The organism is Pseudomonas sp. Pc102 (assembly GCF_018408275.1).
In the GTDB taxonomy this organism is placed as follows: Bacteria; Pseudomonadota; Gammaproteobacteria; order Pseudomonadales; family Pseudomonadaceae; genus Metapseudomonas; species Metapseudomonas tohonis.
On sequence record NZ_AP021905.1, the window covers coordinates 4578884 to 4601817 of the forward strand.

Here is a 22934-nt window from a genome sequence, read left to right on the forward strand (position 1 = left end):
CTTACAACGCCCAATGTGCCACCTCGTTTCCTTCCAGCCGTTCATCGGCTACATCGATGTTGATACGGGTATCCAGGGGGACCTGGCTCCAGCTCGGCGCCCAGGCGGTGACCACCGCGCCCCGCAGGCGGGCGGCTTCCAGCAGGGACGCGAGGCGTGCCAGGGTGAGCCCGGACGACAGGTGCTGCTCGGCATAGCGGGCCGCCGTGATGCCCTCGTACGGCACCCCTTCGCCCTCATGGCTCGCGCTGAAGTTGGGTACGACCACCTGATGGGTCAGCTTGCGGTGCAGCACATAGGCGTTGGTGCTCGACAACAGGCTGTCCTGCTTCAGGCTGAACGCCTTGTCCAGTTCGTACAGCTGGATATCGGCGTCCGCCATGTAGCTCGGGCTGGCGTTGTCCATGCGCACCCGGGCCAGGGGCGTGAGCAGCTCCAGGCGCTCGACGCCACGCGCGTCGCGCAAATCGACCCGGGCCGCCGTGGTGTCGATCAGCGCATCGGCCACCTGCAGTCGCGGCGCCACGATATCGGCAGCCTCCAGGCGCAATGCCAACCTGTCCGCCACCCGCCCATCGCGGCTGCCTTCGGCCCAGAGGTCGAGTTGGCCGCTGCCGGTATGCCGTCCATAGAGCTGGCTGTCCCGTGCATGCAGATCCAGTCGCTGGCCGATCCCGGCATCCGCCACGCGGACGAGATCGCCGGCCCACAGGCTCAGTGTCGGTGCCTCGGCCCGCTCCAGGCGGATGCTGGAGGCGACCACCGAGCCCTCTCTCACGCCGGCGCGAAGCACGGCCCCCTGTTCGGCGACCAGCTGGGTTCCGCGGATGTCCAGCATGCCGTCCAGCAGGGCCTGCCCCTTCGCCAGCAGGCGCTCGAAGAAGATGCCCTCCTCGGCCGACCAGCGCTGGGCGCCCCCACTGCGGCTGGTGGCCACGCGAATCAGGCCGCGGGACAGCAGGTCCACGGAACGAGCGGCCGCCAGGTCGCCCAGCAGCAGGCTCGCACCTTCTGCCTGGATGCGCCCGTTGCGGCTCTCCACCTCGGCCACCTCGACGTCGCCAGCCGCCGCCAGGATGATGTCACCTGCGATCGAACGGCCATCGTGCAGGCCGGTGGAGGTGATGCGACTCACGCGCACGTCCCCCTTTTCCGCCTTGAGCAGGACGTTGCCACCGGCCTCGACGAACCGCTCGATATTGATCGAGCCGCCCGAATTGATGCTGACGTCGCGCCCCGCCCGGACGCCCTGCAGCGCGACCTTGCCGGCAATGTCGAAGCGCAGGTCGCGACCGGCTTCGGCGACCCCGGTGATGTCCAGGTCACCGCCCACGCCGACCACGAGGTCACGCCCGGCCTTCAGCGAATAAGTGCCGCCAAACAGCACCTTGGGCAGGCTCAGGTCACCGCTGGCGATCACGCCGATGTCACGCTTGGCCTCCACCACCTGGGCGAACACATCGCCGTGGCCCCGGCTGGCATCGCCGCTGGCCTGCAGGAAGACATCCTCCCCGAGGCTCGCGACCCGGCCGAAGCGCAGGTTCCGGCCCAGCATGCGCAGCTCCAGTTGCGCCTCGGCGTTGCCGCCGAGCACATCGCCGTCCGCCTGCACCAGCAGGTTGCCGCCGCTCGCGAGGTGAGTCGCGACCAGGCTTTGCGGGTCACTCGGGTCCACGCCCTGGCCGAACCGCACGTTGCCCAGGCTGCCGGCCGCGGTCACCAGGCTCATGTCGCCGCCGCTGCGCCCCTGTTTCAGCACCAGGTCGCCACGGGTGGAAACCCTGAACAGGCCGGCTGCGCTAGCGCGCCCGAGTTCAGCGCTGGCAGCGCTCAGCTCCAGGTTCTGCAGGCGGCTGTGCAGTTCATCCGCGGCGAAGTGGCGCGCTGCCTCGACGCGGACCGCGCCGGTGGCGCTTTCCAGCCGACCGAAATCGCCACTGCCAATGTCGGCCGTCAGGTCGCCCTGCACCTGGGCGTCAGCGCCCTGCCAATCCCCCAGGCCCTCGAGCTGCAGCGCGCGCGCCACGACCAGCGAACCGAAGCGCAGGCTGCCCGCGCCCCCCGCATGCAGCAGTCCGGCATTGCCAGCGACGCGGGCATGCTCCAACAGCAGGTCGTGGTCGACGCGCACCTGAAGGTCGCCATCGATATCCATCTCCCCAAGCCGCGACGCATTGCCGGCCTGCACTCGCGCCCCCTTGGCCTGCAAACGCTGCAGAGCCAGGTCACCAGTCAGCTCGATGGCGGTGTCCTCGCCCGTGCGGACATTGTCGATCCGTGCCGAGGTACCTCGCAGGTGCAGACGGCCACCTGCATCGAGGTCACCGAGCAGCAGTACGTCGCGCAGCGACATGTCCGCCGCACCGCCGACCTTGGCCGCGCCGATCTCGCTGCGGCCCGCATCCAGTGTCCAGCCGCCGGTGGCGTCCAGGCGTCCCAGGTTCAGGGTGCCGGCCAGGGTCTGCCTGACCTGCCCCGCCACGCTGGCCGTGCCGACCCGCGCCGCGCCGGCCTGCAGCGTCCAGTCGCCGGCCGCCTGCAGGTCCTGTTGGTCCAGGGCCCCGCTCAGCACCTGCTGCACCGCGCCCTGTACGGCCGCACGGGTCACCTGGGCATCGGTGCCGCGCAGGTTCCAGCCCTGCCCTGCCTCCAGGCTGCCGAGTCGCAGGCCGTCGCGCAGGGTCATGTCCACCGCTCCGCCGACCTTTGCGGAAACGATCTCGCTGCGACCCGCGTCCAGGGTCCAGCCGCCGGTGGCGTCCAGGCGTTCGAGGTCGAGGGCGCCGGCCAGGGTCTGCCTGACCTCCCCGTTGACGCTGGCGCTGCCGAGACGCGCCGAGGCGGCCTGAAGCGTCCAGCCGCCGCCGGCCAGCAGCTCCTGTTGGTCCAGCGCGCCGCTCAGCACCTGCTGCACCGCGCCCCGTACATCCGCACGGGTGACCAGGGCGTCGGTGCCACGCAGGGTCCAGCCCTGCCCTGCCTCCAGGCTGCCGAGTCGCAGGCCGTCGCGCAGCGTCATGTCCACCGCACCACCGACCTTGGCCGCGCCGATCTCGCTGCGTCCCGCATCCAGGGTCCAGCCGCCGGTGGCGTCCAGGCGTTCGAGGTCGAGGGTACCGGCCAGGGTCTGCCTGACCTCCCCGGTGACGCTGGCGCTGCCGAGACGCGCCGAGGCGGCCTGCAGCGTCCAGTCGCCGCCGACGTACAAAGCGTCTGCCTGCAGGTCGCCATCATGGGACTGCACCAGCGCACCACCGAACTTCGCGGTCCCGAGGGTCGCGGAAGCACTGTGCAGGTCGCCGGTGCCGGCGACGTCCAGCTCGCCGACGCGCAGCTGCCCGGCCAGCTGAGCCCGGAGGCCGCCGAGGTGGCTGCGCAGGGTGTCGATGCCAAGCGCGTCGCCCGCCAGGTCCAGATCCCGCTGGGCGCTCAGCGCACCCAGTTCGACCCGGCCATTGCCGCGCAGCTGAACGCCGTCACCACTGCTCACCTGATCGAGCTTCAGGTTGCCCAGGGAACGCAGCCACTGACCTGCACCGCTTTCCAGGCGGCCGCCCTGGATGCCGGCCGCCAGGGCCAGGTACAGCGCCCCGGTGGCGCTGTCCACCTCGAGGCGCCGGGCCGCCAACTCGATGCCCTGGGCCAGCGAGCCGATGTCGCCAAGGGCGGAGAGCCGCAGCACGCCGTCGGCCTGCCAGCGGCTGCCAGCGGCGAGCCCGGACAGGCTGGCGGCCTGGATATTCAGGTCGCCGCTTGCGATGGTCACATCGCCCAGCCACACGTCGCCGCCACTGGTGAGGCTCATGCCGTGGCGGGCCTGCAGGCTGGCACCATCGACCGTCGACCAGCCACCGGCGATGTCCGCCACCAGGCCGCCGAGTTGCCACTGGCCACCCTGGTGCAACTCGCCGACCTGAGCCAGGTCGAGCGTGCCGTCCACGCTCAGGGTGCCCAGGCGCAATACGCCCGGTTGACTGGCGAGGCCCTGCAAGCCACCGAGCCAGGCGTCGCCGCCCAGGTCCAGGTTGATCTGCTGCGAGGCGGAACCGTTGCCCAGTTGCAGCCGCTGCCCGACTGCACCGGTGGTGCCGCTGACCTTGAGATCGATCTGGCCGCCCAACAGGTTCTCGCCCAGCTGGCTGGCCGAACGCAGGTTGCCCAGCACCTGCAGCGACAGGCGCTCGACGCCGGTCAGGCGATCGAGGCTGAGGTCGCCGTGCTGGACCAGGTCCAGCAACCGTGCCCGGGCGGTGAGGTCTCCGGTGACCGCCAGGTTCAGTGCCTGCTTGCCACCGATGGCGCCGCCGGTCGCCTCCAGGGTCACGTCGTGGCCACGGATCACCACCTTGTCGCCATTGGCGCTCTCGATGCTGCCATCGGTCTTCAGGCTGATGCTGCGGCCGTCGAGGGCGAAGACGTTGAAGTCCTGGTCGCCGCCGAGGAACAGGTCGCTCTGGGCCGTGGCGGTCAGGGTGCCACTGGCCTTGACGTTGACATCGTCGCGTTGCGCGACCCGGATCAGCAGCGGGTTGCCGGCATCGAACTCGATGTCGTCGCGCTCGGCGGACGCCAGGGCGGCGCGCTGCTCGTTGGTGAGCGAGGCGGTCTTGCTCAGGTCGATGACGATCGCATCCGCCTTGAGGCGACCGATGCGCGACGCCTCCAGGGTGACATTGCGCCCTTCGATGTTATTGGCCTCGCGTACCACCGAGCCGCCGTCGTCCCGCCGCAGCAGGCTGGCGGCGATGGAGTAGCGCAACTGGTCCTCGCTCCACGTGGCCGTCTGCTCGAGGCTCCTGAGCTCGGCATCCTGCAGCTGATAGGTGAAGTTCGGGTCGTAGGTGGTTCCGCCGTAGGTGGCATGCAGCGCCTGGTAGTCGGCCATGCGCCGGGCCTCCTCGCTGGCGATCCGCTGCTCGCTCCAGCCCAGGCCTGCCAGTTGCTCGCGCTGGCCGGCGCTGAAGGCGGCCTGGCTCGCGTCGAACGCCACCTCGCCCCCCTGGCGCAGGCGCCAGTACTGGGCATAGCGTTGCTGCCCGGCCTTGATCAGGGCGCCGCGCTGCTGCGCCATGGCCTCCTCGGCCGCGCTTCCGGTCAGCCCCATGCTGGTCCAGAGCCGCTGCAGCTCATCGAGCGCACGGTCGTCGTAGCCCAGTTCGCTGTTGCCGTCGTAGAGGTTGCCCGAGGCGACCTTGACCCAGACGTCGCCACCGGCCTTGAGCTGGTCCAGCCAGAGGTCGCCACCCACTTCCTCGAGCTGGATGTCCCCCACCGCGCTGGCACGCACCAGTCCTTTGGCGTCGTTGCCCGAGTCCAGGCGCAAGGCATGGCCGACGGTGCCGACGCTGCCATGGGTGGAGACCAGTTCGATGTCGTTGCCGGTGATGGTCATGCCGGCCATCCCGAGGATATCGCCCTGGGCACTCAAGCTGAGGTGCTCGCCTCCGGCACTCAGACGGCTGAGATTGACTCCGCCATTGAGCGCCTTCAGGTCGATGCTGCCGTGCACGCTGGATGCACCCAGGCTTCGAGACGCCTCGACGCGCAGCGCCTGCTCGCGACTGCCGATGGACTGGCCGGCCTGCAGTTCCAGATCCCGCGCTGCGATCACCAGGTTGTCGCTGTTCTGTTGCAGGTCGCCATCGACCTTGATCGAGGTACTGCCGTTGAGGTTGTAAAGCGAACCTCGAAGGGTGACCCCTCCTTTGGAGATGAGGTCGATCAACCCGCTTTCGCTGCCGATGAAACTGATGTCGATCGGTCGGTCCGCCTGCACCGCATAGCGATTGACCTCCTTGCTGCCCGAGCTGTAGACGGAGGTCTTCGTAGTCCGGTAGATCTGGCACCAGATGAAATGGACCTGGCAGTAGCCGCCGCTGTACTCGTTGATCTTCACCGGGTCCTTGGTGGTGTAGGTTTCGTTGACGCGTGCGATCTCACCTTCGCCAAGCCCGACGCGGAAGGCCGCCAGGATCGAGTTATCCGGGTCCTCCTCCGCCAGGCGCAGCGCCTGCTCGCGGACCAGGGCGTTGAGATTGTCGTCATCGACGAAGCGGTAATTGCGGATCAGGTTCTTGTCGATCCTGTACAGCCCGTTGGTAGAGCCCATGTACTCGGCGCCCGGGATCGCCGAACTCTGGCCCTTGACCACCTTTTCCCAGGCCAGGGTGCCGTCGCCCGTGGGAATGAAGCCCCAGAAGGCGTCCCAGTACTCCTCGCGCGTAGTGGTGGTGCTGTCGTCACGCCCGGTCAACCAGACGTATGAACGTCCCGCCGTCGTGTTGTAGACGGCACTGCGCCCGTCGCTGGAGCCCTTGAGGGTCAGGGGGCCATTGCTCCAGCCTTCGTAGCGCTGCACCTGCTCGCCAACGCGCGTGTAGACGGTGGACCAGAGCCGATCGCCGCCGATCTGCTGGCCACTCTCGCCGCGGCCGAGGTCGTTGAGACGCAGGGTGCCCTCGATGCCGCTGCCCAGATCGAACCCGGATATCTCCAGGCGGCGACTGGTGTTGTTGGTGACATGCACCTGGCTGAATCCATCGAGCACCTTCAGTTGGCCCTTGCCGGTGCTGAGGATGTGACCGGTCAGCTCCATATAGCCACCACCCACCTGCACCGGGTCCAGTACGATGCTGTTGCTGTCGTAATCCCAGGCGTAGCCGAGGGTGCCGCTGCGGGCGTCGGTCTGTACCAGTTGCAGCCGGTTGCCGACGGCCAGGGAACGCAGGCTGTCGATATTGGCGAAGCGCGATTCGTCGATGGTCACGCGCCAGTCCGCCACGCCACTCTGGATCAGGCCGTTGATGTTCAGGTACAGCGCGTTGATCACCACGTTCTGCCCGGCGACGGTGGCGGAACCGTTGTTGTAGAGGGTGCTGCCGTTGTTGTTGCTGGCCGGGTCCCCACCGATGTGCACGAATGCATTGGGGTTGTTCAGCACGAAGTCCTGCCCGGCGCTGAGGCTGAGCTTCTGCGCGCGTATGTCGGCGTTGGCGTAGATGCTTCCGTACTTGGCGGTGAGCTCGATCTCACCGCGCTTGTTGAGCAGACTGCCGTTCACGTAGATGTCCGCCGCGGGCATGCTCAGCCCGGAAACATCCTTGGGGTTGTCGGCGGGGTTGCGCAGGTTCTGCACCAGAATACGAGGGGCCGCCGAGTTCTCGGCGACCGTCACGCGGCTGAAGGACACCGCCCCCATGCCAGGCTTGTTGGCATTTCGGATGCTGCCGACACCGGACATCTTCGCGCCATTGAAAAGCAGCTGGCCGCCGACATGATCGGGGATCTCCAGCCCCTTCAGACTGAGGAAGGCCTCGCTGTTGTTGATGATCTCGATCCTGGCGTCACCCGGCGCGTTAAGCGTCCCGCTACCGACCAGCGCGTCACCCTGGACCAGGATATTGCCCGGCTTGGCCAGCACGGGGTCGATCTCCAGCAGCCAGATCTTCAGCCCCTGGGGCAGTGTGCCCTCGCCGGAGATCGCACCGGGCTTGGCCACGCCCGTACCGCCGATCTGTTCGTAGAGCCGGGCCAGGGTCTTGTTCAGCAGCGTGCGCTCGGCCTCGAAGGCCGCACGCTCGACGGCGGAGATGCCGTAGTTGGACAGGCGATCGTTCAACTCCTGCAAACGCCGGGTGAGCAGTTGCGAGTACTCGCCCTGGCTCAGGGTCCAGGTGATGCCGTCGCTGGCCTCCTGCATCACCGGCACCACGGTCAGGGTGCCCTGCGTGGAGGCATTGAGGCTGGCCGGGTCCACTTCCTTGCCATCGAGCAGATACTTCAGCCCGCTGATCACCAGCTTGCGCTGGCTGTAGACGCCGGCGTCGAGCTGGCCGTCGATGCGCACCAGGCCCTGCGCCTCGTTGCGCGTGCCGCCACCGGTGATGTCCAGCGATACCTGGCCGACGATCGCCCCCAGCAGGTCCGCCGCGGCCTGTCGATAGAGGTCCCTGCCCACGCCCTTGCCAGAGAGCACGCCCTGGCCCTGGCCGGCATACGCATGGATGTCACCCACGCTGCGCAGGCCGCTGCCGGCCTCCACCTGCAGGTTGCTGCTGCGGATGTATTCCGCCGCCGCTGCGGGGTCCGTCACCACCGGGAAGGCGGTGTTGTTCCACAGGTCGGTGCGTGCGGTGAGTTCGGCACGGTTGACCGCGCCGTCCAGGCCATGGCCGGCCAGCAGGCGCAGGTCGCCGTAGGCGAACAACGCCGCGTTGCCACGTACCTGGGCCAGGTAGTCGGCCTTCACCCGGGCCAGGCTGCTGCCGCTGGCAGCGCCTGCGGCACCGTAGGTCTTGGCATTGGCGTTGCTGTCGATGGCATAGGCGCCACTGGCCGCGAGCACCAGGTCACCGACGCTGTAGAGGTCCGACCGTTCACCGATCCGGGCCTCGGCGTTGCTCTTGAGCACATCGATCGACGACTCGGCCCTGGCGATGCTGATAGCGCCGCCACTGTCGAGCTTGACCCGGTCGTAGGCGTCCACCCGGTTGAATGCCTGGACCTCCAGCTTCTGCGGGTTGCGCCAATCGCCCTCCACGCGCAACCGCACATCGTTGCCGACCAGGCTGCGGGTATCCAGGGCAATGGAGGTGAGGCTGCGCGCCGCCGCCGCATCCAGCACGCCGCCGGAGCCGGACTGCACGTTGTAGGCCGTCGCCTGGGGCTTGCTCACCAGCGCGCGTGCGCTCTGGCTGTAGCCCTGGCTCTCGATCCGGGCGCCGTCCAGCAGCAGCGCGCTGGTGGCCAGGTCGAGATCGTTCTGTGCATGGGCGCCGCTCACCCCGAGCAGCGCCGCGCTGGTGCTGTCGACGAAGCTGTTGAAGCGTGACTGCTGCAGCGCACTGAGCGCCAGGCTGCCGACCTTCATCACGCCGTCCTGGGCACCGCGTGCCCACAGGCTGGCAAGGGTGCGGCTGCTGTCGGACGTCTTGCCGACGGCGGCGGCGCCACTGACCAGGCCGCCCTGCCCGGCCCGGGCCTCGGCCTGGTTGTCCTGGCTGCCCAGGGCGCTGATCTTCACGCTGCCCAGGGCGCTTTCGAAATGCCCGGCCACCTCGGCCAGGGTCTGCGACTGGGACAGGGCCTGCGCCACCGTAGCGCCCAGGGCCAGCAGGCCGCCGAGCTTGCCATCGGCATGGGCACGCTGGCGAACGTCGGTCTCGGCCAGGAAGGTCCAGTTGCCCCCCGCCGTGCCACCGAAACGGCTGCTCGCATCGGTATGCAGCAATGCCTTGCTCAGGGAACGGGCCGTGGCCACGGCGGCATTGGCCGAGATGCCCACGCCACCCGCCAGGCTGTGCGCCTTGACGTTGGAACTGTCGTTATCGCCATCACGCAGCACCCGGCTGCGTAGCTGTCCCTGGGTTGCGGCGAGATGCACATCGCTGCCCACGCCCAGCTCCGCGACCGCGCTATTGAGGCTGTCCACCAGGCTGCCGCCCGCCGACAGCAGGCCGCCCAGTGCATAACCCTCGCTGCTGGCCTGCAGGCGGCTGCGCACCTGGGCATCCAGGTCGAGCGCCTGCGTGGCGATCAGCGCCGCACCGCGCCCCACCATCAGCTTCGCCTGGGAGGCATCGCGCGCCAGCAGCACCACGGCGTTCAAGCCGCCCAGGATGCCGCCGCTGCTCCCCCAGCCCTGCACCTTGACCGGCCCCGCCGCCAGGGCGGAAAGCAGGACATTGCCGGCGCGCAGCGCGGCATTCGCCGCCACATCGAGGCTGACGCGGCTGTCATGGGCCGCCACCCCGAGCACCAGGCCGGCCCCCGCCAGGCCGCCCACCGCCAGGCCGGAAGCCTGGACATCCAGCGCCTGCGTATCGACGGCCCGGCCCTCGATGTCGCCGCTGACCTGTACCGCCCCACCCAAGGACGCACTCACGCCGTTGTTGAGCACCGCGGCCGCCACTGCGCCACCCACCGCCCCCAGCGCGGCGGCCTGGCCGCTCAAGGCGTGGACGAACATCGCGTGGGTGTAATCGCCATCCTGCCTGGCGATGGCCTTGTCGCTGGCGGCAGCCCGGATCGCCAGGCTGGCGGCCTTGAGGTTGCCGTTCAACAGCTGCGCGACCACCTGGGCATTGGAGAGGCTGAACGCCATGGCCGCACCGTAGGCACCGCCGGCGAGGCCGGCACTGCCGGCCTGGTTGCGACTGGCGAGGCGGTCTTCGGCCGTCACCCGCGCAGCGCCGCTGAGGCTGACCTGGCTGTCGCTGACACGCGCCACGGTTTCGTGGGTGCGCGGGGTGTTGCCCCGCAACCGGTCACTGACGGTGACGGTGGAGCTGGCATTGACGCGGGCCAGGTCCTGGTCGTCCTTCACGCTGACGCGGACATAGCCCTGGCTTGCAGCGTCCCAGACCACCTCCTCGTGGCTCAGCTCCGCGACCTGTCCCTTGCCGGTGATCGTGTCGAGGCTGGCGAGCGTGCCCTTGCCGTCCTTGTCCAGATAGCTCAGCGGGTCCACGGCCGCGTCGCCGGTGCCGACCTGGGTGGCGCCACTGCCCAGTAGCAGCAGGCCGATGCTGCCGCTGAGGCTGGCGAAACCGAGGCCGCCCGAGGTCGTCAACAGCTCGGCATACCCTTCACGCAGCGCGTCCACCGCCAGCGAGGCGGCCTGCACGCTGCTGCGATCGAGCAGCGCACGGGTGGCGCTGTTGGCCACGACCACGTTGGCCGAGGCCCCCAGTGCGGCCGCACCGACCACGCCCGAGCCGACGTTGCCGGTCACCCGCAGGTTGTCATGGGCGACGATGTTCAGGTCCCCCAACGGGTTGGCCGCGGTACCGAACTGAGCCTGGCCCGCTCCCGCCTCCGTGGTGGTTTCAACGACCTGCACCAGAGCCGAACCGGCAACGGCACCACCGCCTGCCGCCGCCCCTACCAGGCTGCTATGGAGCTCGCTCGTGCCAGTGGCCAGCACGCTGGCCGACCCGGCACGTACCCGGGTGTCGGCCAGGCTGTCCGGCGCACCGGGAGCCTCGCCGACCCAGGCACGGGTCAGCGCCTGGTCGAGCACCAGGCCGAAGTTGGCGCCCACGCCCACCAGGCCGCCCGCCAGGGCCAGTGCATTGGCACTGAACTGCTGCAGCGCATCGGCGCTCACCCGCAGGCTGCCAACGTCCAGGTCGCTGCCCTTGTCCACCCGCGCCTCGGTGGTGCCCTTGGCGATGATCAGTGCCACGTTGCCGGCGCCGCCCACGATGGCGCCCGCCGCGCTGGCCAGGACGGTGCTGGCGAACTGGGTGGAGCCGGCACGCACCTCGGTCGCTCCGCGACTCGATACCCGCGCGCTGCTGATGACGGCCTGGGTCTGGCGCTGGATGACGGTGCTGTCCAGCGCACCGGCCACCGCCGCAACCCCGAGGCTTAGAGCCCCGCTGGCCAGGTAGCCTGAGCTCAGCGCATGGCTGGCGGCACCCACCAGCACCTGCTGGGCGGCATCGGCGCCGTCGGCCTGGTTGATCTGGGCGGACTCGATGCTGGCGCGGGTGACCCCGCCGATCACGTTGCTGTTACCCAGTGCCGCGACCGAAGCGCTGTACAGCGGCACGAAGGAAACCGACCCCGCCGCCGCCAGTTGGCCCACCTGCTGGACGGAGCTGGCTTGCACGGCCAGCCCGCGGAACTGCCGGGACCCCAGGGCGAGGCCGGGAATGGGGTTGAACTGTTCGGCGTTGCTCCACAGGCGCGCATCCTTGCTGGGGCCGTTGAGCAGCACACCGTTATCGATCGTCGCGGCACCGCCCAGCGCGAGGGCGCTGACGCGGGTTTCCGCGCCGGTTATCCCGGCGGTGGTGCTGCTCTCGATGACGTTGACCGTGGCGGAGCCGCCGACAGACGCGGTGCCGCTGCCCATGAAGGCACCGGCCGCGCCGCTGATCTGGTCGGTGGTGCGGGCCGATACGCCGACGTTGTTGCGGGCCAGGACCCAGGCGCCCTGTTCGATGAAGGCCCGGGCGGAACTCTGGATGACGTTGGTGGCGGCCGACCCGCCGACCGAAGCGGTGGAGGACACCGCACCACTGATGGATGCCGAGCGGATGGTGGCGGCGGAGTGCGCATCCAGGCTCAGGTCGCTCAGGCTCCAGCCCTGTGTGCCGTTGTGCCCGAGCAACCGGGCCTCCACCTGGCTGGCCACACGGTTGACCGAAGTCGCCACGCCCACGGCAGCCGTCCCTGCACCGGCAGCGCCGCCGGACAGCGCCGCGATGCTGGAGCGATCCTCCGCCTTGACCTTGAGCACACCGGCCACGCCGGCGCTGCCATCGATCTGCGCGCGCGTCACCGCGCCGATGTTGTTGCTCGCGTTGGAGAGCGCGGCGGCTCCCGAGCCGCCGACGCTACCGCTGACCGCCAGCGTACGGATGCTGCCGTCGGTAACGGCCGAGACCTCGACCGACGATGTGCCGGCATCCACCATGCTTGCGCGAACCCGCGCGATGCGTTGCTGCTCGATGGTGCTGATGGCGACCGCGCCGGCGCCGGCACCGCTGCCGCCGACCTGCAGGTTGCCGGCCCCGGTGTAGATATCGGCCGCGCCCTCGCTGACGCTGATCTTCACCCCGCTGGCGCCGGACACCGTGCTGTCGTCCAGGCTGGCCCGCTCCTCGCCCTTGATCACGTTGATCGCCAGGGACGCGCCCACCGCCGCCGAACCGGCACCGGCGCCACCAATGGCCAGGGAGCGGATTCCCGAGGACCCGCCGCTGAGCAGACTCAGCTTGCCGCCGAGCTGCAGGGTGCTGTCGCTGACCTGCGCGATGCGTTGCGCCAGGATCACGTTGTTGGCGTTGGCCACGCCGACCGAGACGTTGCCGGCGCCGCCGACCGAGCCGGCCAGGCTCCAGATCTCGCGGTTGCCGCGGCTCGCATTCAACTCCAGGCTGCCCACCTCCAGGTGGCTGGCGCTGATACCGGCCTTCTCGCCCCCTTCGATCACGTTGCTGGTGGAGGAGCCGGAGATCGCCGCCGTGCTGGCTCCGGCACCGGACACCGCGGCGGCGTAGATGGCCTGGTCGAGGCTCGCGCTCAGCGCAGCGCTGGAGAAACCCTTGATATCGCCCCTGTCGATGGAAGCGCTGCGCTGGGCACCGATCCGGTTCACGGAAAACGCCCCGCCCACGCCGGTATTGCCCGAGCCAGTCACCTGGCCGGAAAGCGAGGCGATCAACATCCCCTGGCCCTGGGCCGCATCCAGCGTCAGGGCCTTGCCACTGCCGCTGGTGCGCAGATAGCCCCCGGATATGGCGACGTTGTCGCTGCCATCGATGTTGTTCACGACCACCGAGCCGCCGACGCCGGCCGTGCTGCCACCGACGGCGTTGACGCCTACGCCCCAGATCTGGCCATCGAGCCCCGACGACAGCTTCGCCGAGCCGGTGAGTTCGACATCGCTGTCACTCAGCGACGCCTGGCGCGTCGCCTCGATGAGGTTGATGGCGATGGCCGAGCCGACCCCGGTATTGCTGCCGCTGGCCGCCAGATTGAAGGCCAGCGAGCCGATCAGCGCGCCCTGCCCGGCCTGGCTCGTGCGGATGACCAGGTCGTCGGCGCCCACCCGGGCGTTGCGCAGCAGGGCCTGGGTGGAGTCGGCGATGCGGTTGAAGGTCAGCGCGCCGCCCACCGCGACATTGCCCGAGGTGACCGCCGCCGAGATCGCGGCGCTGATGATGCGGCTCTGCTGCGCCGCGTCCAGGGTCAGGTCGCCCCCCAGCTGGTAGCGCCCTTTCTCCAGCAGGGCCTCGACCCGCTGTTGCATGTCGCTGATGCCCACGGCGCCGCCGACGGCGGTCGAGCCGCTGCTGCCGGTGATGTTGCCGGCCAGGGAGTACTGGCCACCGCTGCGCTCGGCGCTGATGCCGAGGTTCCTCGCCTTGAGGGTGCGGTCGCCCATGTCCAGCCCGGCGAGCACGGTGCCGCGCCCGATCAGCGCGGTGGCCGAACCGGACACGCCAGCCTCGGCGCTGCCGGCCCCGGATACCGCGGCGGCCAGCACATCGGCGCTGTGCCGGGCGGCGATGGTCAGGTCGCCACTGAGATCGACCTGGCTGTTGGCCAGCTTCGCGGTGTAGCCACTGCCGGCGTAGACCAGCGCGAGGGAGCCCCCCACGCCAGCCTTGCCACCCGACGCCCCGAGGCTGCCGGCCACGGCCAGCACCGCCTCGCCGGCGATATCGCCGTCGAACAGGTCACCGGGGCCCTGCTTGCCGTTGAGCAGGTCCTTGTCCACATCGCCCTTGACCTGGATGGCGGAGACGGTCGTGCCGCCGCCCAGGTCCAGGCCGCTGTCCAGCAGCGTCGCATCCGCTGCGCCGGCGAACCGGGCGTCCAGCGCGGAAGCGCCGGAAACGCTCTGTGCGGTCAGGTTCAACGCGCCGCCCTGCAACGACGACAGCACGGGGCTGCCGCCCCCCGTGGGCGAATAGGCGTCGATGCGCCCCTTGACCTGGTTGGCCAGCACCAGCGCCAGCAACGATCCCGCCCCCGCGCCGCTGTCACTGCCGGTGCTGACGGCACCGGCCAGGGCGCCGGCCAGCACTCGCGAGGCGCTGGCGGCGGCGACATCCATGCGCGCGAAGTGGCTGGCGCTGCTGCCCAGCCACTCGGCGGCCAGGTCATTGGCCAGCACGCCCACCACCAGCGAGCCGCCGGCGCTGCCGCCATTGCCCTTGCTGCCGGCGAAGGCGCCACCGCCGAGCATGACCCGGGCCCGATCGTAGGCGCTCACCTCGATGCTGCCGGGTGCCGCCTGGCGTTGTTCCACCTGGCTGTTCTCCACCACGGCACGCGTGCGGTTGCCCATGTAGGCGGCGGAGCCGGAGAGCGCCACCGCCACGTTGGTCTCGCTGCCCGCCGTGGCTGCGGCCAGGCCCAGGCCGATGGCGATCTGGTCGCCGGCGCCGAGAGCCTGGACCTGGAGCAGGTCGTTGCCACGCAGCAGGACGTTGCCGACACGGGCATCGGTGTCGTTCATCAGGTGGTTGTAGGCCAGCGCGCCGGATAGCGCGGAGCTCGACTCGCTCTTCTGCTTGCCGGCGAGGGTCAGCGCCCCGGCCCCCGAGCCGCTGAACTGATGGGTCTGGTTGAGCGCCAGGACCTGTACCTTGCTGCCGCCCTGAGCCGGGTCGCGCGGGTCGAGGACGATATCGCCGAGATCGGCACGGCTGCGCTGGCGCGAAACGTTGATGCTGCTCGAGCCGGCCGCGGCGATGGAAAAGCCCTTGCCCTGCCCGCCGGAGTCACTGCCGCCGCCGTCCGGACCGGAGCCGGCATCCTGCTTGCCGAACAGCTTCTTCATGCTGTCCCAGCCGCTGGCGATCTTCGAGGGCGCCTCGCTGACCACATCCTTGACCTTGCCAGCCGCGCCGGCCAGGGAGCTGAGGGCCGGGGTGACGTTGACCACGCCCAGGGTGATGGATTGCAGCAGCGCCTGGCCGAAGCTGTCAGCCAGCTCGACCGTGGGCTTGCCGATGTCTCCGGCCTTCTTGGTGGCGTCCTCCTGCTGCTTCTTCTCTTCCTTGCCCTTGGCCACGGCACCGGCGATGGCGAATGCACCGCTCTGTCCGGAGCTGAGCGCCTGCACATCCAGTACATTGGCCTTCCAGGCCCCCTGCCGCTGGCATCGAGCCCCTGGCCCATCACCATGGGACGCCAGTTGAGGTTGTTCCCCACCAGCGCATTGACGTCGGTGGTCAGCACATTGAGCGCCAGTCCGCCGCCAACCCCGGCTCCCGCGCCAAAAGCCACGGCACCGGATGCGGTCCACAGGCCCAGGCGGTGCTCTGCCTGCACGCCGACCCGCCCCGCCTCGACGCTGGCGGTGTTGTGGATGGAGGCGTTGACGGTGGAGGCCAGGGTATTGGCCACCGCCGCGCCATTGGCCGCCGCGCTGACGCCCGAGCCTGCCGAGGGGCTGATCGCGAGGATCAGGTCGTCCTGCAGCGCCTGGACCTGGACACCAGCGGCCTTGACCACGGACTGCGCACCGATGCCCGCCACCGCCTTGCTGGAAACGGTCTGCACGTTGAGCGCTCCGCCCAGGGCCGTGGGTTTGCCGTCCGAGGGCGACGCCGCCTCGCCACCGACGCTGGTGCCGAACAGGAACATGCCGATATTGCCGGCGATGGCCAGTTGCCCGAGCTGGTTGCCCGCGGCCACGGTAATGGGTTGCGCCCAGTCCCAGCGACGGTCGCTGGCCATGGCGCTGAGCGGGATCAGTTGGCCATTGCCGTCACGGCGCTCCGCCAGCCTGGCCAGCGGGCTGCTCTGCCAGGCCTGCTCGCTGGTGGCCAGAGCATCCAGTCGCACCTTGTCACCGACCCAGGCGCGGGTATCCACCAGGTTGGTGAGCACCGACACGGAGCCGGTGATCGCCAGTTCGTCGGAGGTGCCCTGGGAGTTGGCGTATTGCGTCGAGAACCCGCCCGCCAGGTCGTTGGGCCAGCCTTTGAGGCTGATCATCCGCTTGCCGATGTCGCTCAGCGAACTCCAGCGATCGAACCCGTTCAGGCTGAGCGGCTGGATGTAGTTGGCGCCGATGCCGATCCGTTGCGCGCTGACCTGGGCGCCATCCCCCACCAGCGCGCGGGTACCCTGGTTGAGCGTGGCGATCGCCACCGCCATGCTCAGGGAGTAGTCGTTCTGGTCCGAGCCGCGCTTGGAACCATTGACCGTGCTGTTGGACAGGTTGTGCAGGTTGCGGATCTCCTGCAGCGCGGTGTGGCTGAGGTCGCCGCTGAGGCTCAGTTGGCTGCCCTTGCCGATGCTGGCCTCGGCCTGCTGGTCGCTGACGACCAGGGCGAGGGAGGCGGCGAGGCGGAACTTGCTGTCGCTGGGCTGGGTCGGATTGACGTCCTTGAACTTGCTCAGGACAAAGTTCTTGATCGGGTCGACCGTGCCGATGGCGCGGAACTTGATGAAGTCCGCCAGGCTCTTGCCGGCTTGCGAGGTGGCCTCGTTGTGCTGCCGGGACACCAGGTTGGTCGCACTGATTTCGAGGTTGCGAGCACCGCTCAGGTTGGCATCGAATGCCGCGCGGGTGTTGCTGTCGAGCACACTCAGGGCGAGCACCGCCCCGCCTGCGGCACCGTTGCCGATGGATTTGAAACTGGCCGTGTTGCTGATGTCCTGTTCGCTGAGCGCCAGCACGCTGACGTCGCCACGGGTGTTCAGCGAGGCGCCGGCGTTCACCTGCGCGGTGGTGGTCAGTGCCGTATTGGCCATGGCGGCGGCGAAGCCGGTGGTAGTCACCGGTTTGCCCTCGGCGTCATGGCCGTTGGAGGCCTCGGCCTTCACGTCCAGCCTGTTCTCGCTGTGGGCCTGCACGGCGATGCCCTGCCCGCCCTTGAGCACCGCCCCCGACTTGATCTCGACGCGGGTCGCCCCGCTGATGCGCCCGAAGGCGACACCGGCGTTGAACGGGATCAGGCTCTGCACCACGGGAATGGAGAAGCTTTCGGTTCCCACGTTGCGGGTGCTGTCGGCCTTGACCAGCAGGGAGCGGCTGGCCTGCAGGCTGGCGCCGTCGAGCACCTCGACCGTGGAGTCGGCCTGGGCGATGGAGACCGCCAGGAAGGGGATGAGCGCCGTCAGCTCGCTGAAGTCGGCCGGATCGGCGCCAAGGGCCTTGAGCTGGTCGGGATTGTTCAGTGAACCGATGCCGGTGATCGGGTTGATGAGGTCGCCGATGACCTTGCCCCAGGCCGCCTCGTCGGACCAGCCGTTCTCGTTCTTGATGCGCAGCACGTCCGCCTTGATCGCGGCGCTGTCGAACAGCGTGCCGAGCAGCGACGGGTCGACCACGGCCACGGCATTGCTGGCCAGGCTGATGTCGTTGCCCTTGAGGGTGCCCGCCACCTTCACGCTGGCATCGGCGGCGGAATAGCCCCCCAGTTGCCGGCTGATCGCCGTGGCGCTGACCTTGATGTCGCCCTGCCTGGATTCCTCGGCATGGCTGGCATCGAGCACTGCACCCTTCTCGATGTTGACGCTGGCCACGCCCCGCTCCGGCGCCAGCAAGGAGTTGGGCTGTTTGCTCAGCCTGTCGGTGAGCTCGGCGACCGTCCGGACCTGGTCGCCTTCGCAGAAGGTGCAACCGCCATCGCTGACGGCGCTGACCTGGATGTCCCCCGAGCGGCCGGCACCGCTGGCGCGGGTGCTCAGGGTCGAGCCCGTGCGCAAATTGACGGTGCTGGCTTCAAGGGCGATCTTGCCGCCGTTCTTGCCGGCAGCGCCCTGGGTGGAGATGTTGGCGGTCGCGGTGAGCTCCAGGCTCTGGCCGCCGGACACCGAAACGTTGGCGCCGCTGCCGTCCGCCATCAGGGCCGCGAGTTCGCCGGATACCGTCGCCGAATCGCGTCCGATGATGCGCACGGCGCCATCGGCGCGCGCCACGGCCTGCCCCACCGCAAGGCCCTCGGTGTTCACCGTGCCGCGGAACACCGCGTCGGCGATTTCCTTGCCACCTTCGATGCGGGCGCCATTGGCCACGACGGCGGCGGCGCCGAAGATGTTGACCGACCCGACCGCGTTGACCCGTCCCTTGATCTCCACCTTGCCGCGATCGGTACCGGGAAGGTCGGTGAGCGTGCCGGCTTCGTTGTAGAGGCCGTTGCGCAGATCGTCCACGAGTCGCGCCGTGCCATCCGCCGACAGTGTGCCGACGGCACTGGAGAGCTGCTGCATCTGCTGGGTGGAAGGCGTGGTGATGGTCAGGCTGCCAACGTTGACCACGCCACCGGCCCCCACCACCAGGCCATGGGGGTCGGCGAAGAGGATATTGCCGCCGATGCGATTGCCATCGGTCAGTACGCCGTTGAGGGTGCCGTTGATGACGACGCGCGAGTCGTGCACCAGATTCACCAGGTTGCTGGCGCCACCGGGCACGTAGAGGTTGACGGTATTGCCGCTGCCCACCTGGAAGTGGCTGAAGGAGTTGAAGCCGGTCTGGCCGCGGACCGTTCCGGTCGTGATGTCCGTCACCGAGCCCTTGGTGGCGATATTGGTCGCCGTGCCGGCGTAGTGGATGACGGTGTCGCCGACCAGGTAGGAGCCTCCCGCCGCGACGATGTTGTTCGATTCGGCCCAGGCCGACGGCACGCCCATGCCGACGAGGATGGCCGCCGCGATGCGGGTTGGCTGGAAGCGCTGGCTCGGAAGAACGCGGGGTGTCGTACTGGGGGAGAAGCGCTCGACCGGCATGCTGGACCTCACTGTCACGAAAGGAAATTTCACGGATGGTGAATTTTCACTATTCGCTATAAGCGAGGGCTAGGAGACGCCATTCATGCTTGTGAATGGCCGTTCATACCGGCTTATTGAGCGGGGCGGCTGCCGATCTCTTCGTCGGTCGCCAGTCTGTAACCCTTGCCGTAGACGGTCAGGATGAGTTGTGGCCGGTTGGCGTTGACCTCCAGCTTGCGACGCAGGCGTACCACGAGCGCATCCACGGTGCGCACATCGACCTGCTCGTCCGCGTCCTGGCCACGCCGCACGCAGTGGAGCAGGTCATGGCGGCTGATGGCGTTGCCCCGCCGCTCGATCAGGCCGATCAGGAGGGCGAACTCACCGGGCGTGAGGTTCACGTCCTGGCCCTGCGGGTCGTAGATGCGCCGGCGCAGCAGGTCCACGCGAAAGCGCCCCAGGTGCAGGTTGAAGTCGCTGCCCCGCTCTCCCCCGCCGCAGCGACGCAGCAGGCTGCGCACCTGGGCCTGGAGGATGTTCAGGTTGAGGGGTTTGGTGAGGTAGCAATCGGCACCGGCATCGAGGCCCACGACACGGTCGTAGTCCTCGTCGCGCACCGTCACCAGGATGATGCCGAGCTGCGGGTGGCGGCGGCGAAGCTGCGCCGTGACGGTCAGCCCATCCAGGTCGGGAAGGCCGATGTCCAGCAGCACCAGCGCCGGATTCTCGACCTGCACCAGCTCCAGGCATTGCCACCCCGAACCGGTGGCATGCACCTCGTACCCCGCGCTCTGCAGGTAGAGCACCATCATGTCGCGGATCTCGGGAGCATCCTCTACCACTAACAGCTTGTCGGCCATCGACTCTCGATTCCCTGTTTCGGACCGGCGCGGATTCTGACTCAAAGCGACGGCGGGTTGCCACCTCATGCGTCAGTTCGCCTCATGGCGGCCTCGGCCATTAGCTGGTTCTCGAGCAGCACCAGGTGGCGGTCGAGCGTCTCCAGCAACGCCGGTATCTGCTCCATACGACTCGTGCGCTCTGCCGCCCGGGCCAACTGATCGAGCCCGAAGTTGAGCGTGCTGCCCCGCAAGCGATGGCAGAGCGCTTCCAGTTGTTCGGTGCCCCGCTCACCGCCCGGCAACGAGACGAGCGACGCCCGTATCTCGCGCAACGAGGTACACAGGGTCGGCAGGAGGCGGTCGAACAGCGCGGCGCCGAGCCAGCCGCGCAGCATCGCGATGCGCTCCCGGGAGATTTCCTCGGCCTGCAGCCCCGCCACCGGGGCAGGCGACTCCCAGCGTTCCAGGACGGCCAGCAAGGCCTCGCGATGCAGGGGTTTGGCCAGCACGCCAGCCAGGCCGGCCTCCCGGCACTGCTGCGGATCGAGGTCACCCGCGTTGGCGGTCAGGGCCACGAGCAGCGGCCCGGGCTCGCGGGCCCCTTCGAGGATCCTGCGGCTGGCGGCGAGGCCGTCGATGTCGGGCAGGCGCATGTCCATCAGTACCAGGTCGTAGGGGGCAGCCAGGCACGCCGCGACCGCTTCCAGGCCGGAGCTGGCCGCGCCGACCTGGCAGCCCCAGCTCTGCAGCAACTCGGCGGTCACCAGGCGGCTGACCTCCACGTCTTCAACCAGCAGCACGCGCATGCCCTGCAGCAGGGCGACATCGTCCTCGCCCGGCGCGGGCTCATTGGCCTCCGGCCACGGCAGTGCCAGGCGGATGGCGGTGCCGCGTCCGGGCGCACTGTCCAGGGTCAGTTGCACGCCGATCAGGGCGGCCAGCCGGGCGCTGATGTAGAGGCCCAGGCCGATGCCGGGCCGGTCGGAAAGCGGGTCCCGCACGAAGGCATCGAAGATGGTGGCCTGCAGTTCGGGGCGGATACCGGGCCCGGTGTCCCTGACCTCGATGGCGAGGCCCTCGCCGACCTTGTCCAGGCGGATGACCACCTCCCCGCTCTCGGTGAACTTCAGGGCATTGCCCAGCAGGTTGAACAGGATCTGCCGCAGGGGCTTCGGATTGCCCAGCACGAAGGCCGGCAGGCCACCCGCGCAGGCGGTCGACAGCCGCAGGGCGCGTGCCTCGGCCTGGGGCTGGAAGATCGCGGCGCACTCCTCCACCAGGCGCTCGGGGGAAAAGGCCTGGGCCGGGGGCAACTCGAGCTTCTCCGCGCGGCTGAGCAGCATCAGGCCGTCCAGCACGTCGGTAAGGCTCTGCGCCGCGCTCTGCACCGTCTCGATGCGCCGCTGCTGGCGGCCGTCCAACCCGTCCCGGTTGAGAAGCTGGAGGTGCCCCTGGATGGCCACCAATGGCGTACGCAGCTCGTGGCTGAGCATCGCCTGGCGCTCCAGCGACTGCTGCGCCTCGTGCAGCGCCTGGTCGCGGGCCACGGCCAGTGCCCGGGTGCGCTCGTCGACCCGTGCCTCCAGCGAGGCGTTGAGGCGCTGGAGATCGTCGCGCAACTGGTTGCTGCGTTGGAGCGCGGCGATGACCCGGCTGCCCACAACCAGGCCGTGGGAAAGGAGGAAGAACAGCACGCCCACCGGGATGAGGTTGAGCGTCGAGACGCTGAAGGAATACATCAGCAGGTCGTTGATGATGGTGGCATCCATCACGATCATCCCCAGCAGCACGCCCATGGCGCCCGCCCTGCGGCGCCTGGCGGCCAGCAGCAGGGCGCCGAGGAAGTACAGCTCGCTGAGCAGCAGCCACAGGGCACAGGGGTCACGCAGCAGGGTGAAGAAGGACGCGGGCAGCAGCAGCGTCAGGGCGGCACCGAGCACACCCACCCAGGCCATCAGCGCCACGACCCGCCGGGACAGCTCCCCAGGGAACAGGCGCAGCAGGAGGAAACCGTAGGCCGGCGCGAAAAGGTGCCCGGACAGGTACTCGATGCGATAGATCCAGAGCGCCGGCCATTCGAGGTAGTGGTCCAGCAGCTCACCGCTGGAGGCAGCGCGCATCCCGGCCAGCACCAGCATGGCGGCCAGCGGCGCACCGCCCAGCGAGCGAGCCGCGCTGCGATCGAGCAGGCCCATGAACAGCGCCATCATGAAGGCCGCGCCGACGGTCAGCAGGTAGAGGGCGCGCTGCCGGCTCGCGTCCATCTGCAGCGTCTGCAGGGTGCCGGCCCTGACGGCCATATCGATGCCACCCTCGTGGTGGAAGTGGTTGGACAGCTCGATGCGGATATCCACCTGCGCGTGCCCCAGGGGCAGGGGCACGATGGCCGATTGCAGGCGTGGCACCTCGTCCTCGGCATCGCCCGGCCGCCCACGCTCCAGCACCAGGGCACCGTCGACCCAGATCCGCGCCGCCGACTTGAAGTCGTCGAAGTACAGCGCGAGCTGGCGGGTATGAGCGGGCAGCATCAGTTGGCCACGCAGCTCCACCCGGCCGAACCCCGCCTCCCCCCAGAACGTCGGGGCGCCCTTGCCCCAGGTGAAGGGGATGCGCACCTGCTGCTCGGCGCGCTCCGGCTCGATCCAGGTCAGTCGCCAATCACCATCCAGCGCGTGCATGGGCTGCAGCTCCGGGTTCCAGTCACGCAGGTCGATGGGCACGGAGGCCTGCGCCGGCAGGGCGAGCAGCCACGACAGCAGGAAGAGGCAGGGAAGCAGGCTTAGACGGATCACGAGCGAGGCGCTCCTCGGGACGAGAGGCCGGCACGCAGCGCTGACGGCGGGGAGCGCAGTCTAGGGGATCAGGAGGCAGGCTGTGAATCCGTCCTGTCGGGGCGGGCAGAGCGCG

General features: G+C 69.2%; 4 protein-coding genes. All 4 read right to left on the reverse strand.

Annotated elements, in window-relative coordinates; genetic code table 11:
• Position 1: 1 nt before the first annotated feature.
• Positions 2-15301 (reverse strand): hypothetical protein, encoded by a 15300-nt coding sequence (locus tag PHLH3_RS20845; RefSeq protein WP_348529849.1) that lies wholly within the window; start codon positions 15299-15301, stop codon positions 2-4.
• Positions 15298-19203 (reverse strand): leukotoxin LktA family filamentous adhesin, encoded by a 3906-nt coding sequence (locus PHLH3_RS30485; RefSeq protein ID WP_244862919.1) that lies wholly within the window; start codon positions 19201-19203, stop codon positions 15298-15300. Before PHLH3_RS30485 ends, PHLH3_RS20845 begins: the two co-directional genes overlap by 4 nt.
• Positions 19204-19316: 113 nt before the next feature.
• Positions 19317-20045 carry a response regulator transcription factor gene (locus tag PHLH3_RS20850; RefSeq protein WP_213625628.1) on the reverse strand — a complete coding sequence of 243 codons (729 nt, stop codon included), beginning with the start codon at positions 20043-20045 and terminating at the stop codon, positions 19317-19319.
• A 65-nt stretch (positions 20046-20110) separates the two neighbouring features.
• Positions 20111-22819, reverse strand: a complete 2709-nt coding sequence (locus tag PHLH3_RS20855) for an ATP-binding protein (RefSeq protein WP_213625629.1) — start codon at positions 22817-22819, stop codon at positions 20111-20113.
• Positions 22820-22934: the final 115 nt, after the last annotated feature.

What these genes read in the sequence shown, in the direction of transcription:
- PHLH3_RS20845 (WP_348529849.1), bottom strand. Translation starts at nt 15,301, where the DNA reads ATGAAGAAGCTGTTCGGCAAGCAGGATGCCGGCTCCGGTCCGGACGGC.
- PHLH3_RS30485 (WP_244862919.1), bottom strand. Translation starts at nt 19,203, where the DNA reads ATGCCGGTCGAGCGCTTCTCCCCCAGTACGACACCCCGCGTTCTTCCG.
- PHLH3_RS20850 (WP_213625628.1), bottom strand. Translation starts at nt 20,045, where the DNA reads ATGGCCGACAAGCTGTTAGTGGTAGAGGATGCTCCCGAGATCCGCGAC.